General features: G+C 37.4%; 12 protein-coding genes and 1 pseudogene. 8 read left to right on the top strand and 5 right to left on the bottom strand.

All coding sequences use genetic code 11. From position 1 onward, the window contains the following. Window positions 1–774: hypothetical protein (locus tag ACWIW0_RS02995; protein WP_454452146.1), on the bottom strand; the 774-nt coding region annotated here is incomplete at its 3' end. A gap of 402 nt (window positions 775–1,176) precedes the next feature. Here ACWIW0_RS02995 and ACWIW0_RS02990 point away from each other — a divergent pair. From ACWIW0_RS02990 to prmA, 5 genes and pseudogenes are all read left to right on the top strand, one after another. Next, window positions 1,177–2,313 (top strand): annotated as a pseudogene (locus ACWIW0_RS02990) (RNA-guided endonuclease InsQ/TnpB family protein). Window positions 2,314–2,822: 509 nt separating this feature from the next. After that, window positions 2,823–3,122 carry a transcriptional regulator gene (locus tag ACWIW0_RS02985; protein WP_454452145.1) on the top strand — a complete coding sequence of 100 codons (300 nt, stop codon included), beginning with the start codon at window positions 2,823–2,825 and terminating at the stop codon, window positions 3,120–3,122. Further along, window positions 3,107–3,421, top strand: a complete 315-nt coding sequence (locus ACWIW0_RS02980) for a HipA N-terminal domain-containing protein (protein WP_454452144.1) — start codon at window positions 3,107–3,109, stop codon at window positions 3,419–3,421. Before ACWIW0_RS02985 ends, ACWIW0_RS02980 begins: the two co-directional genes overlap by 16 nt. After that, window positions 3,418–4,446 (top strand): HipA domain-containing protein, encoded by a 1,029-nt coding sequence (locus ACWIW0_RS02975; RefSeq protein WP_454452143.1) that lies wholly within the window; start codon window positions 3,418–3,420, stop codon window positions 4,444–4,446. Before ACWIW0_RS02980 ends, ACWIW0_RS02975 begins: the two co-directional genes overlap by 4 nt. 17 nt (window positions 4,447–4,463) lie before the next feature. After that, a complete protein-coding gene (gene prmA, locus ACWIW0_RS02970; RefSeq protein ID WP_454452142.1) occupies window positions 4,464–5,345 on the top strand; it encodes a 50S ribosomal protein L11 methyltransferase in 882 nt (293 codons plus the stop codon). Between the two features lie 34 nt (window positions 5,346–5,379). On the opposite strand, the gene ACWIW0_RS02965 is transcribed toward prmA, so the two are convergent. From ACWIW0_RS02965 to oxyR, 4 genes are all read right to left on the bottom strand, one after another. After that, a complete protein-coding gene (locus ACWIW0_RS02965; protein WP_454452141.1) occupies window positions 5,380–5,928 on the bottom strand; it encodes an RBBP9/YdeN family alpha/beta hydrolase in 549 nt (182 codons plus the stop codon). 134 nt (window positions 5,929–6,062) lie between these two features. Beyond that, window positions 6,063–6,578, bottom strand: a complete 516-nt coding sequence (locus ACWIW0_RS02960; protein ID WP_454452140.1) for a protein disulfide oxidoreductase — start codon at window positions 6,576–6,578, stop codon at window positions 6,063–6,065. 9 nt (window positions 6,579–6,587) lie between these two features. Beyond that, complete coding sequence (gene fabR, locus ACWIW0_RS02955; RefSeq protein WP_454452139.1) at window positions 6,588–7,214, bottom strand: HTH-type transcriptional repressor FabR; 627 nt, start codon at window positions 7,212–7,214, stop codon at window positions 6,588–6,590. Continuing rightward, the gene (gene oxyR / locus ACWIW0_RS02950) at window positions 7,211–8,101 is read right to left on the bottom strand and encodes a DNA-binding transcriptional regulator OxyR (RefSeq protein ID WP_454452138.1); all 891 of its coding nucleotides are present in this window, start codon (window positions 8,099–8,101) and stop codon (window positions 7,211–7,213) included. The genes fabR and oxyR overlap by 4 nt, the downstream gene beginning before the upstream one ends. A 146-nt stretch (window positions 8,102–8,247) precedes the next feature. On the opposite strand from oxyR, the gene murB reads away from it, so the two are divergent. The 3 genes from murB to ACWIW0_RS02935 all read left to right on the top strand — a co-directional run bounded on the left by murB (window position 8,248) and on the right by ACWIW0_RS02935 (window position 14,388). Further along, complete coding sequence (gene murB, locus ACWIW0_RS02945; RefSeq protein WP_454452137.1) at window positions 8,248–9,276, top strand: UDP-N-acetylmuramate dehydrogenase; 1,029 nt, start codon at window positions 8,248–8,250, stop codon at window positions 9,274–9,276. Further along, on the top strand, window positions 9,273–10,037 hold the full coding sequence (locus tag ACWIW0_RS02940; RefSeq protein WP_454452136.1) for a biotin--[acetyl-CoA-carboxylase] ligase: 765 nt from the start codon (window positions 9,273–9,275) through the stop codon (window positions 10,035–10,037). Before murB ends, ACWIW0_RS02940 begins: the two co-directional genes overlap by 4 nt. 316 nt (window positions 10,038–10,353) lie before the next feature. After that, on the top strand, window positions 10,354–14,388 hold the full coding sequence (locus tag ACWIW0_RS02935) for an Ig-like domain-containing protein (protein ID WP_454452135.1): 4,035 nt from the start codon (window positions 10,354–10,356) through the stop codon (window positions 14,386–14,388). Window positions 14,389–14,402: the final 14 nt, after the last annotated feature.

Raw genomic sequence — 14,402 nt, 5'->3', positions numbered from 1 at the left:
ATCATCCACGATCGATGTGCCAATAAGATCAAATGCTCCCCCCGCCACATCACCGGTATTATTTAATGCAAAAATTTGAGAATGATTATTATCTATTACCTGAGCATCAGACCAATCTGTTCCATTATGACGCCAAATTGAAGCTCTGTTTTGATTATAACCGGCGACAATATCACCTTTATTATTAATTGCGTTAGCAGTTGATTCCTCTAGTGATAATCTTATACCAGCCCAATTATCCTCCTCTTCTGTCCAGACTGTAGCTAGATTAGTATTCCTATTTGAAGCAATGAACTCATAACCAACAGCTCGGTTGCCCAAACCATTTAGCCCTTGAACATTACCCAAAAAATTCTGATCTTCAGTTGTATGAGTTACTGATGTTGGAAGCTCAATTGGCTCAGACCATTTGCCGTTTTGCCATTTCCAAATAGTAGGCACTAGGTACTTAGTTGTCTTATTTGCATTTCCTCCAGCTACATTTCCTTGATCATTAAGGGCGTAAACAAAGGAGAATATTGATTCATCTAATTGAACTGGTTTAACAAAGTAAGGAAGATCATATTTGTCATCCTCACTTTGCCATTTTTTCCATTGCCAAGTGGAATCAATATGATAGTTAGAATTATATGTCGCAAAAATGGAACCTGTGGCATTAATTGCACGTACACCGCTATCTTGTTGATTAATAATAGGTTTAGCCGTAGCAGGTTGATAATTGTTAGAAGTGGCTTCTTGAGCAGAACTCAATTGAGAAAAAGAAAAAATTGCCAACGCAATTAAAGAATAGTTAAATTTTGCTTGCTTGCTTGCTTGCAGAATTATAAAACATAGTGTTTTCCTTATTTATATTAATAATGGGTTAAAAAGGGAACCTATTATATAAAAATAATATCAGTATCTCCACGTAAAATTATTCGGAAATGGCTATTGCTGTTATATCTATTTACCTGAATTGTGCCGAAAAGCTCCGTCCTTCAGGGCGGAGATGTAAGGCACAAACGGCATAGCCGTTTCAAATCCAACTAATCGGGTGTTTGCTGTTGCTCAATGTATTGGCGAATAATTGAATGGTGTGTCTAATTAAAAACACAATGTCTGCCGTGTCTAATTTCAGTTTCTTTTTTCATAGACCAAGTGTAGAATTTGGTAAAAATCACGTTCTAAACCTTGTCAATGCAACTACGCAAAGCTTTTAAGTTCGAGATAATGCCAAACGGCGAGCAAATCCGCAGAATTAAACAGTTCTGTGGCTGTTCTCGTTTTGTGTTCAATCGAGCATTGGCTTGGCAGAGTGAGCAGTACGAACAAGATAAAACATTTAAATTTAGCTATTCGAAACTCACTGCATTGCTTCCACAATGGAAAAAAGAACTTGTTTGGCTTAAAGAATGCCATTCTCAAGTACTTCAACAGTCGTTAAAAGATCTTGAAAGTGCGTTCAAAAACTTCTTCCAACAGCGTGCAGATTTCCCGAGATTCAAGAAAAAAGGCTTAAAAGAGAGCTTTCGCTTTCCGCAAGGTTGTAAACTTGAACAACAAAATAACCGCTTGTATATCCCGAAAATCGGCTGGGTTCGTTATCGAAATAGCCGTGATGTGGTAGGTGAGATTAAAAATGTTACCGTTAGCCAAAAGTGCGGTCGTTTTTTTGCCAGTATTCAAACCGAATTTGAATACGAAATCCCTACTCACAAAGGGGGAGAAATTGGTATTGATATGGGTGTTGCACGTTTTGCGACACTTTCAAACGGTGAGTTTTTTAAACCGTTAAACGCTTTTAAAACCGACAAAGGCAAATTAGCAAAACTGCAACGCCAACTTAAAAACAAGGTTAAATTTAGCCAAAACTGGCAGAAATTAAAGGCGAAAATCGCCAAATTGCACCATAAGATCGCCAACTGTCGCAAAGACTTCCTGCACCAAACTTCAAGCAAAATTAGCAAAAACCACGCAATGATCTACGTTGAAGATTTGCAGGTGTCGAATCTGTCAAAATCAGCCAAAGGTACGGCGGAAGCACACGGCAAAAATGTGGCTGCAAAATCAGGCTTAAACCGAGCGATATTAGATCAATCTTGGTTCGAGTTCCGCCGTCAGTTAGACTACAAAACGCAATGGTAAGGCGGTTTTTTAGTCGCTGTTCCGCCGCAAAATACCAGTCGAATTTGCCCTTGTTGCGGTATGACCTCAAAGGAAAATCGCCAAACACAAGCCGATTTTGAGTGCGTAGAATGTGGCTACAGGGAAAACGCCGATGTAGTCGGTGCGTTAAACGTATTGGTGCGTGGACGATTACTCGTCCACGTATAATAATATCAGGGCGGGACACGCCCGTAGAGCTTGTGAAGTGAACCGCACTAGCGGTCAGCAACAAGAACCCACCGAGAGTAGCCCACGTAAAGCGTGGGAGCTAGTAGGAATCTCTGCCTTTTAGAGCGGGGAGGACGTCAAATTTTCGATATTAAAGCTCCCCCTCAAAGAGTAAGGCGTAATGGAAAAATGGTGAGCTAAAGCAACCCTACTCTAAATAGCTTATTTATTGATGATGTTGTTTTTATTCGCAAATGTCATCTTTTTTTGCAAAAATCCGCTACAATCCCACCGCTTGTTAATGGATCATTTTGAGTCTTTTTATTTTAGGAGTGTCAATATTAAACCAAGTTCCACAAAGCCTGCTACTGCTTAATTAAGAAAAAGGTTTATTTATAATCTTTTGTTGAATTTTTTTTGACAAAAGGTTTTTTTATGATATTTTTACTTGAGTAAGGTTCTTTTTTGAACTTTTATGTACTTTAACTCAGTTTAAAAGGTTATATTTGATGCGTGAAAATATTATCGAGCTAATGGCTAAGCTGAAAAATCAGTTAGAAATAGAAATCTCATCGGATTCGGATAAAGAAGTGTTTGAGCCTTTGCAAGCCAATGAGATGGCTTCATTTGGCAAAATGCTGAATGAAAAACGCAAGGCATTGCAACTGGATATTCAGAGTTTAGAGTGGCAAACGGGAATTTCTAGCTCAACACTAAAACGGCTGTTTAAAGATCCGAGCCAAGTCAAATTTAGTAGTGTAGTCCTTGTAGCCCAAACTTTAGGGGTTAAATTATGTTTCGCCAAGTAACCGTCTTTTTATATGACAAGAAAATCGGTTATCTCCGTCAAGATAAACAAGGCTTTACTTTTGAATATATTGAGGGTTATCAAGGTTTGCCACTCTCTTTAAGTTTGCCTGTGGTTCAAAAATTTTTCCACTCAAAAACGTTATTTCCCTATTTTGCCTCCCTTGCACCAGAAGGTTGGCTAAAACATCGTTTTGGTGAATTACAAAAAATTGATGAACAAGATTTATTCGGCATTTTGATTCAAAATGGGGAGAATTTACTTGGCGCGGTAAAATTAGTGGCAGGAGAAGAAAAATGAGATGCCCGATTTTGCTAAAATCTTTATCTAGGTCAGAAGAAAAAATCGGTTACAGCAAAAAAGGATTGAAAGCCTTAACAGGTAGCTCAAACTTCAATCCAATGTTAAATTTTGACCGTCAAGAGTTTGAAATTTCTCGCCCTAAAAAGCAGAAAGGAATGAGTATTTCAGGCTACCAACCGAAATTACAGCTGATTATTCACAATGCTCAGTTTGATATTATTGATGCAAGTGGTGACTATATTTTAAAGCCGTCTCCCGACAATTTCCCATTTCTAGCTGAAAATGAACACGCTACAATGCAGGTAATGAAAGCGTTGAAATTTGATGTGCCTGAAAATGGCTTAGTTTATTTCAACACCGAGAATCCAGTTGAAAAAAATTTTGCGTTTGTTATCAAGCGGTATGATCGGGCTGAAAATTTGCAAATTCATCAAGAACAACTTGATGGTGCAATGGGAATTACCGAAAAATATGGCAAAATTAAGGACGATGGCGAGCAATATGTAAGCTATGAGCGAGTGGTAAAATTTATTTTAAACAATGTCACTCAAGCGAATTTAGCCTTACAGAAAACGCTGTTTTTGAGAGTAGTGTATGCCTATTTACTCGGTAATAACGATCTTCATTTACGCAACTTTTCGTTAATGATTGCCCGAAACGGTAATATTTCGCTTGCCCCTGTTTATGACTTTGTTTCCGTCAAACCTTATGCGGAAGTGTTTAATGACAGCTTGTTAGCCTTGCCACTGTTAGAAAAAGAAGAGGGTGGAAATCAGTTGGCAGATGGTTTTGAAACTCAATATGGTTGCTATTTAGGAATGGATTTTATCGAATTTGGTAAAAATATCGGTCTGAGTGAAAAATTTTGCCAAAAATTGTTAGTGGATTTGCCTAAAACAAGCGACAAAATTCACGAAATCTATCAAAATTCATTTATGCCGTTAGAGCATCAACAACAAGTGTTACAATGTTATCAACATCGGTTAGGATATTTACAGATTTTTAATGAACCAAAATTATAAAAGGAAATAAAAAAACAATGGCGTGGGTACAAATTCGTTTAAATAGTACAGATAAACAAGCTGAGCAGATCAGCGACTTTTTAGAAGAAATCGGGGCAGTATCGGTTACCTTTATGGATAGCCAAGATACCCCTATTTTTGAGCCACTCCCTGGCGAAACTCGTTTGTGGGGAAACACCGATGTGGTGGCATTATTTGATGCTGAAACGGATATGCAACTTATCGTAGAGGCGTTGATCACTAGCCAACTTGTATCAGCAGATTTTGCACATAAAATTGAGCAAATTGAAGATAAAGATTGGGAACGTGAGTGGATGGATAACTTCCACCCAATGCAATTTGGCAAACGCTTATGGATCTGCCCAAGTTGGCGTGAAATTCCTGATCCAACTGCAGTCAATGTAATGCTCGACCCAGGGCTTGCTTTTGGAACAGGTACGCACCCAACAACAGCTCTCTGTCTAGCTTGGTTAGATAGCCTTGATTTACAAGGAAAAACAGTCATTGATTTTGGTTGTGGTTCTGGAATTTTAGCGATTGCAGCACTTAAATTAGGTGCAAAACAAGCAATTGGTATTGATATTGACCCACAAGCTATTTTAGCTAGCCGTAACAATGCAGAGGCGAATGGGGTAGCGGATAAATTACAACTCTTTCTTGCAAAAGATCAGCCAAAAGATTTGCTTGCTGATGTGGTTGTGGCAAACATTCTCGCAGGCCCACTCAAAGAACTCGCCCCACAGATTATTACCTTAGTGAAATCGCAAGGCGACTTAGGCTTATCAGGTATTTTAGCGACACAAGCAGAATCAGTGTGTGAAGCCTATCAACACGCCTTTAATCTTGACCCTGTTGAAGAAAAAGAAGAGTGGTGTAGAATTACAGGGGAAAGAAAATAAAATACTTTGGCGGAAAATATATTCCGCCTTTGTTTTAATTACCGTCTAATAATTTTTGTATCAACTCTAAAACTAGCGGGAGTTCGGTTATACCCTCTCTATCAAGAAAATGTCCACCTGTAGGTAAACGTATATAATCTGCTTTTAGATGTTTTGCTAATTCGTCACTATAAGTATGTGGCACAATGCTATCGTCTAATGAAGCGATAACGTAGGACTTAAACGGCATACAAGGTGGTAAAATAGCATAAAGATTAGAAAATGGTGTAAGTTCTGGTAAAGTATTAATTGGTTGATAAAAGCCGGAAACAAAAATTGCACCTAATGGCTTCTCATAATTTTTTGCTAAGAAATTAAGTAGAGCAATACAACCTAAACTATGCCCAACAACAATCGTATTGTCATCAATTTTTATGTTGCTTTCTAAATATGTCAGCCATTTGTCACAATGGGGGTTATCTGAGTCTGGCATATTTAATCGAATACTATCTATTCCTATTTTTGTTAATTCTTTTTCTAGCCAAGGAAACCAATGTTTTTCAGATGATGCGGTATAGCCGTGTACAATATAAACTTTATTCATAAATATTCCCGATGAAATAACAAAAAGTATTAGAATTTTGGCATTTTTTACATCAAAGATGAAGAGTATTGCAGTTATATTCTATATATTTTCATTATACAAAATAGATATGGAAACTCGGCACTTATAACTACTTATTGTGCAAAATCTGCTAGCCACAGACGAACTTTCAGTCCCCAATAGCTTGTTAGCCCTGTGGTATGGTTAATAATTTTACCATCTTTAATCATCAAAATGGTTGGGGTTGCTTGAATATCCCAACTCTTTGAGAATTCACCAGTTGGATCATTTAATGTTGCAAAACGATACTTTTCTTGGGAGAGATATTGTTTAACATCATTATCTGATCCCGATTTAAGTGCCACACCTAAAACTTCATAACCCTGTTCCGCAAATTGTTGAATGGCGGGCGATGTATAATCGCAGAATTGACACCAACTTCCCCAAAAATAGAGCAACATCGGTTTGTTATGACTTAACTGTGCAATAACTTTAGGCTGTTGTTCTATATCATAAAGTACTTGTTCGGCAAACTGAGCGGGTGGGCTAGGTTTGCGATACCAGTCCATTACGATACTGAGAATAATAAATAGACTTCCAAAAAGCAGAATATTTTTAATTAAACGGCTGACGATGGTAGCTTTTTGCATTTTTTGTCCTTATTTATCATCTTTTTTTATTTGTGCGTAAAGTGCAGCACCAGAAGCAAGCATTTTTAACTGCATAATTAGGCGTCTTTTTAGTTTAGCTCGTTCTTCCGTATTCATATCCAATGCGTGAGAACCTGCTGTAAATACAAGCGTAACCAATCCTTCTGATTCTACATAGGCTAAGTCACGATGAATGTTTGGGTTTCGTGTCTGAATATATTCTGCTAATTCAGCAACAAAATGCTGAATTTCACGAGAAGCAGCGGTTCGGAATGCCTGCGAAGTACCAGAACTCTCACGCAATAATAGGCGGAACATATTGGGGCGTGCTTCTATAAACTCGAAGAATGTTTCAACAGAGGTCGCTACAACCCCACCACCATTTTCTAAACGCTTTCTTGCTCTTCGCATTAACTGACGTAGGATAAGTCCTGATTCATCTACCATTGCTAATCCTAATTCGTCCATATCCTTAAAATGGCGGTAAAATGAAGTCGGGGCAATGCCAGCTTCTCGGGAAACTTCTCGTAAACTTAAATTTGAGAAACTTTTTTCCGCAGTTAATTGATTAAATGCCGCATCAACTAAAGCTCGGCGAGTTTTCTCTTTTTGAACTGCTCGAATGCCAATACTCATTCATAACCTGCTATAATTTGTTGGATTTCTTTGGCTAAACGTTCATAACGTAAGCGTAATGGTGAACCAGGGCGGTAAACTAAACCAATACTTCTAAATGGTTCAGGATCTGCAAAGGGAATATACGTTAATGACGGAATAGATAAATTACGGGTTGCTAATTCAGGCATCAACGCAATACCAATATTAGCAGCCACCATATTACGTAAGGTTTCCAAACTATTTGCTCTAAAATGGCGGTTTTCTTTCGCTCCAATAGATAGGCAGTAATCCATTGTTTGTGTTCTTAAACAATGCCCATTGTCTAACATCAACATTTCTTTATCACGCAAGTGAGCTAAATCTAGTTTCTCTTCTTTTGCCCAGCTGTGTTGAGTTGATACAGCAAGCAACATTTTTTCGTTAAAAATTGGGACTTCAATAAAGGGTTCGGTTTCTTTTGATAAAGACAAAATACCACAATCTAGTTGCCCTGATTCAAGTTGTTCTAGTAACTCATTGGTTGGTAATTCATAAATGTAGATTTCCAATTCAGGAAATAGGGATTGTAGATTAGGTAAAATAATTGGCGATATATAAGGCCCTAAAGTTGGGATAACACCAATTAAGATTGGACCAGACATATCTTTGCCTTGATTGCTTGCCATTTCTCTGAGAATTTTTACTTCACGAAGTACTGCTTTTGCTTGTTCAACAAGGGTTAATCCTGCTTGGGTGAAGAGTACCTTACGGCTTGTACGCTCAAGTAAGACTGCACCTAATTCGTCTTCTAGTTTACGAATCTGACCGCTTAGTGTCGGCTGGCTCACATTACAGGCATCGGCTGCTTTACGGAAATGTTTAAATTCAGCTAATGCAATGAGATATTCTAAGTCTCTTATATTCATCAATTCCTCCTATCAATGTGAGAGCAAATTATGGCATATTTAAGCAGTAAAGTTGCAAAATAGTGTGAAAATAATTGTACTTTTACACAAGTAGAGAGAGAAGATGGTAAACTAAAGCGGTTTTATTTTTATAACGAGATGTTTTTATGAGCCACAGCTTAAACTCTTTTCATACCTTTCATTTAGCGGCTAAAGCAACAGCTATTATTTCTGTAACCAATAAATCAGAGCTGATTGCTGAATGGCAAAAAGCTGACCAAGCTAACCAACCTGTGCTATTACTCGGGCAAGGAAGTAATGTTCTATTTTTAGAGGATTTTGCAGGGGCAGTATTGATCAATCAATTAAAAGGTATTGAGCATCGAGAAGATGCGGATTTTCACTATTTGCATATTCAAGGTGGGGAAAATTGGCACGAGCTAGTTAAGTGGACATTAACGAAACAGATTGGAGGGTTAGAAAATTTAGCTCTTATTCCTGGTTGTGTTGGATCTGCACCAATCCAAAATATTGGGGCTTATGGAGTGGAATTTGAAAAAGTGTGTGATTTTGTAGAAGTTGTTGAATTGCGTACGGGAAAAACCTTTACCTTAACAGCTCAACAGTGTGAATTTGGTTATCGTGAAAGTGTATTTAAGCATCAATATAAAGATGACTATGCGATTGTGTCAGTAGGCTTAAAACTGGCAAAAAATTGGCAACCTGTATTAAGTTATGGCTCTTTAACTTCGTTTGAGACTAATTCGGTTACGCCACAACAAATTTTTGATGAAGTTTGTGCGGTGCGTTCAGCAAAATTACCTAACCCTGATGAATTTGGTAATGCGGGTAGTTTCTTCAAAAACCCAATTATATCATTTGCAAAATTTTCACAACTTCAGACCGCTTACCCACAGATGCCACACTATCCACAAGCGGACGGTTCCGTAAAAATTCCTGCTGGTTGGCTAATTGACCAATGCCAATTAAAAGGTTTTCAAATTGGCGGAGCTTCAGTACATACCCAGCAGGCTTTAGTGCTTATCAATAAACAAAATGCCACTGGTGCAGATGTTGTCTTGTTGGCAAAAACAGTACGCCAAAAAGTGCGTGAAAAATTTGGGGTGGAAATTCACCCAGAAGTCCGTTTTATAGGGCGTACAGGGGAAGTGGATAGTGAGGAAATTACACGATGATCCGTCTAAATCAAGCTGAAATTCAACAAGGTCTGCTTTGTGGACAAGCTCTCGTATTTGATGAAATTGACTCAACGAATGAATTTCTCTTGAAACAGATTCACACTTTACCATCTGGCTCAATTTGCCTTGCTGAAAGCCAAACAGCAGGACGTGGGCGACGTGGGCGACAGTGGTACTCACCCATAGGACAAAATTTGTACTTCTCAATGTTATGGCATTATCCGCAACAGAATGACAATCTCTCATCTTTAAGTCTTGTTGTTGCTTTGGTGATTGCTGAAACATTTCAGCAGATTGGCGTTGAGCAGATACAGATTAAATGGCCCAACGACATCTATTATCAAGGGAAAAAGATGGGGGGTATTTTAATTGAAAGTAAAATAGATCGCTCTGGTGTTTATTTAGTGATTGGTATCGGGCTAAATCTTGCGATGAATACGATTGATCCGAACATTGTTACTCAAGCGTGGGCAGATCTTTCTACTTACCATTTAGATCGTAATCAACTTGCTACACAACTCGCCTATTCACTACAAAAAACTTTAAACGAATATCCACAACATTCTTTTAGTAATTATTTAGCTCGTTGGCATCGGTTTGATTGTTTCTACCAAAAGAGTGTCAAACTAATTACCCCAACCCAAGAAATCATTGGTGTTTCTCAGGGAGTAAATGAAAAAGGCGAATTATTACTCCAACAAGGTGATAAAACTCAACCTTTTGCTATTGGTGAGATTTCGTTGAGATTTAATAAGTAATTTTTTGTAAATTAATTGTTTTATTTCTTTAAAAACCGTTAAAACTTTGAAGTTTTTTTATGTATCCCACTATTTTGCAAAGGAAAAATAAAATTGACACTATTTACTTTATTTTTAGGTTAAATGACCAAGGATTGAACAGCGTTAGACTTTAGCATAACATAACAATGCCCCATAAGGTGATTTGCCTTATGGGGCTTTTATATGGCTAGAAATGCAAGAAGAGCAATAGTTAAAAATTACAATTTATCAAGCATATCTAACCGCTTTCTGTTGGTTAATAATTTAACCATAGCTTATTTAATTATAGAAATTTATGTCAATTTATCGTTTAAAAGTTATTACTCAAACTACTGAGAAAGTAGTACAAATTCCAGCTAATCAAACAATTAAAATTCAGGCATCGGATAATACCAAATATCAACTGTTTAATGAGCAAGGTGAACTTGTTGAATTTAATGCAACTAAATTAAACCAACAAGATCTTGCTATTTCTATTGATGGAGCGAGTGAACCTAATCTTATTTTAGAAAATTACTACACTCATTATCCGATTGAAAACCCACAGTATCTATCAGATATATCTTCAAGTTTAGCGACAGCAAGTAAGGAAAGTTCACTGGTATTAGCTAGTGAAGTTACTACAATTGGTTTATCTCAAGCTGCCATTTATGGTTTAGCAACTACTGCGGTATTGGGTTCTGCTTTTACTGTTGCTCATCGTAGTCATACAGGCAAAAATCAATATACAGAAAGTGAGAAGTCCACATTACCTGAACTGGAATCCAATAAGAAGAGTATTCCTGATACTGTTGTGGATTTACAAGAAAAAGGTAGTAATGTAATTAATGTTATTCCTCAAGCTGAAAAAGATAATATACCTAGTCTTGCAAAACCTTTGATTGAAATTGATGCGATTGCAACAGATGATGTAATCAATGCAGTGGAAGCTAAAACTGAAACAATCACAGTCACTGGTAGTGTGACCAATATAGAAAATTCAGTGGCTAAAGCGGGTGATGTTATTCGTTTAGAAGTGGGTGGCTCCGTTGTTGAAGCGGTATTAACAGAACAACTGACATTTAGTGTGCCTGTCAGTACTGTCGCTTTAGTGAATCACAAAAATATTACAGCTAGCTTGCTGACAAAAGATAGTGCAAATAATAGCGTAACGGCAGAAGCCACTAGAGCTGTTACGGTTGATATCGAACTTAATCTAAGTGTAAGCATTGATAAGATTACCGATGACAACGTAATTAACCAAGCAGAATCTTCCAAGGATATTACGTTATCAGGTCGCTACACAGCTGATGCAGATTTAAAAGATGGCACTGTGGTGATCAAAGTATTGGTAAATGGCGAAGCCAAAGTTGCTGAAGTGAATGAAGCAGATAAAAGCTGGCGTTTAACCCTTCCAACGCAATCTTTGGCGAACCAACAAGGCGAAAATCAATTAACGGTACAGATTTCAGCTGAAGATAAGGTTGGTAATCAAGCAGAAATCCAACAAGAACACCTTTATCAAGTAGATACTGTGATTGGAAAACCTGTGGTAACAATTACAAGCATTGCTGATGATAATGTGATTGATGCCGAAGAAGCACAAGGATCTGTGACGATTAAAGGTCTTGTAGAGAATAGTGAGGGTAATCGCCCTGTTATTCTAAAATGTCCTTGTAGTGCTTGTGCAAGTGGTTGGAAAGAAGTTGAAGCGCCTGTTGTTGATGGTAAATTTGAGCTTACTGTTACAGTGAGTGATACCAGTTTGGCTGATGCGAGATTGAAATCTCTCGAACGCAAAATCAAAGCGAATTATACCGCAGAAGATCAAGTAGGTAATACCGCAGATGCCGATGAAGCAAGTTTAAATTATGAACTTGAGCTTTATTCTGAAATTAATATTACCAAAATTGGAGAGAATTTTACTTTTAACCCCAACCAAATGACGCGTATTTCTGGTTCTATTACGGAATTTGATAGTTGGAAAACAGCAAATAACCAAGTACGAGATTGGTATAACGAAGGGCAGAATGCTCAGAATATTCGTACTGTGAATATGGTGATTGGCGATAAAACCTATAAAGTAGGTTTTAACGGTAAAACTAAAACTTTCCAAGTGGATATTCCTAACGAAGAGTTAAAAACCTTAGCAGGTAAAGCGATCTCAATTAACTTTGAAGATGATATTATTTATAAATATGCTCGTATTTATGGCAAAACTTATAATGAAGCAACTAAGTCTTGGAGTATTGATAGCACTACAAATATAACCCCAACAGCTAAGAACTTTACACTTGAAAGTGATGCTTTGGTAAAAACAGCAGATAATCGCTATCAAGTTAAAGAACTGCCAGCAACGACAGAAATTAGCGGAGTGGTAAAAGGCAGTTTAGCAAAAGCAGGGGCAGAGATTGAGATTAAAATTGGCAATCAAACCTTTACTACGCAGGTAAAAGAAGATAAAACTTTTAGCCACGATGTTCCAACCGAGCTATTAAGAGCAAATTCCCAAAAAACAGTGACAGCAACCTTAAAAAATACAGGAAGCCAGATTGTAACGGATACGGAAGGGTATATTGTTGAAAATGGAACAGATAGTAAGTTTGTTTCTCAGCATAAAGAGATTTTACTCAATGATAGAAAAACTGATCACACGAGTAAAGACTATAATTTCTTTTACCCTATTGCGGCAACGTCACTTAAAGATAACTGGAAATATGGTTTTCTCAATGGTCGTAGTATAGGTGGTGAAGAGACACCAATGACAATAAAATACCATTTTGCGAAAGGAAGTGAATTATCGAGTTTACTTGCGACAAACTTTGAAGGAAAAGAGCTGAGTGCTAACCCTTTAAGTTTAGATGGACACGACGAGTTAAAACAGATTATGCGTGAAGCATATAATACTATAGCTCGTTATACTAATTTAAAATTTGAGGAAGTAGATAGTTATCAAGATGTTAGTGGACGTAAAGGCACATTAATAATGGTTGGGGAGCTACAAAGCTATGCGAAGGTAGCAGCTGCTATTGCATTTAGTGGAAGCAACTTGATCTGGAATATTGCTAAAGATTACCATTATAAAAATGGTGGGCTAAATTATCTTTCTTACCTAGCATTACACGAGATAACACATACTCTTAATATGGATCACGTTGATGATCATTTGGGTACCACTTATAAACCTGAGATGAGCAGTGAATTTTTTAATATGTCTTATCATACTAATCCAATGTTTGTAGAGATGCGTGATTTACGCCTATACGATTTAGCTTATTTACATTATCACTTTGGTGTAAATCGTGAACATCGTGCAGGTAATGATGTTTATACCTTTAAAAAGTATAACGCTCGTTCAGCTGATGGTGATGTATATATTTGGGATGGTAACGGTGTTGATACCTTTGATGCCTCTAATGAAAAAGAAGGGGTAACCGTTAATTTAACCCCAGGTTCGTGGAACTATGTTGGTACAGAAAAGAAAAAGCAATTCCTAGGTATAGACCCAACAACCTATTCTAAGAATGAATACTTTGATTTAGCGAGCAATGCTAATTTTGGCTCATCGTCTTTTAATGGGAAACAACAAGTTACATTTAGCAACTACCAAGAAGGTCAATCATTTATTGGTTATGGTACACAAATTGAGAACTTAATTGGCTCTGCATTTGACGATACCTTAACGGGTAATAATGCCAATAACCAAATCTTTGGGGGAACAGGAGATGATACCATCAAAGGTGGACTAGGTAATGACTTTATCAACGGCGGAGAAGGTATAGATCTGATGTTCGGTGAACAAGGTGATGATATTTATGTGGTTGATCATATCGCTGATGTTGTGACCGAAAACGTGGACGAAGGTAGCGATCATATTTATAGCTTGATTAGTTATAGCCGTAACTTAGAAGATAACGTTGAAAACCTAACCCTAATTGGCACTAAAGCGAAAGAAGGTAAAGGAAACACTTTAAATAATGTTATTCGAGGTAATGATGTCGGTAATACTTTAAGCGGTTTAGATGGCGACGATACGTTAATCGGTGGATTAGGCATTGATACGCTAACAGGTGGAGCAGGAAAAGATACTTTTGTATTTGAGAGTACTTTAAATGGTAAAGCCGATATTATTACCGATTTTGTTTCGGGTGAAGATAAAATTCAATTATCTAAAGTAATTTTCACCGCACTAAATACTGAACTGAGTAATTTAAACGAGCATTTATTCTATGACCAAGCGAGTGGTGAATTACGTTATAACGGTGAAAATACGGGAGTAGATAATGCGATCCACTTTGCAACTATTGCTGGCTTACAGCAGTTGGAAGCAACGCAGTTTACCTTAGTGTAATAGTTGAGAGAATA

It is taken from the genome of Ursidibacter sp. B-7004-1 (assembly GCF_053654055.1).
This window is presented reverse-complemented; position numbering and strand designations above follow the sequence as displayed.

Excerpts from the sequence above, each read along its gene's own strand:
- ACWIW0_RS02985 (WP_454452145.1), top strand. The coding sequence starts at position 2,823 with ATGCGTGAAAATATTATCGAGCTAATGGCTAAGCTGAAAAATCAGTTA.
- ACWIW0_RS02980 (WP_454452144.1), top strand. The coding sequence starts at position 3,107 with ATGTTTCGCCAAGTAACCGTCTTTTTATATGACAAGAAAATCGGTTAT.
- ACWIW0_RS02975 (WP_454452143.1), top strand. The coding sequence starts at position 3,418 with ATGAGATGCCCGATTTTGCTAAAATCTTTATCTAGGTCAGAAGAAAAA.
- prmA (WP_454452142.1), top strand. The coding sequence starts at position 4,464 with ATGGCGTGGGTACAAATTCGTTTAAATAGTACAGATAAACAAGCTGAG.
- ACWIW0_RS02965 (WP_454452141.1), bottom strand. The coding sequence starts at position 5,928 with ATGAATAAAGTTTATATTGTACACGGCTATACCGCATCATCTGAAAAA.
- ACWIW0_RS02960 (WP_454452140.1), bottom strand. The coding sequence starts at position 6,578 with ATGCAAAAAGCTACCATCGTCAGCCGTTTAATTAAAAATATTCTGCTT.
- fabR (WP_454452139.1), bottom strand. The coding sequence starts at position 7,214 with ATGAGTATTGGCATTCGAGCAGTTCAAAAAGAGAAAACTCGCCGAGCT.
- oxyR (WP_454452138.1), bottom strand. The coding sequence starts at position 8,101 with ATGAATATAAGAGACTTAGAATATCTCATTGCATTAGCTGAATTTAAA.
- murB (WP_454452137.1), top strand. The coding sequence starts at position 8,248 with ATGAGCCACAGCTTAAACTCTTTTCATACCTTTCATTTAGCGGCTAAA.
- ACWIW0_RS02940 (WP_454452136.1), top strand. The coding sequence starts at position 9,273 with ATGATCCGTCTAAATCAAGCTGAAATTCAACAAGGTCTGCTTTGTGGA.
- ACWIW0_RS02935 (WP_454452135.1), top strand. The coding sequence starts at position 10,354 with ATGTCAATTTATCGTTTAAAAGTTATTACTCAAACTACTGAGAAAGTA.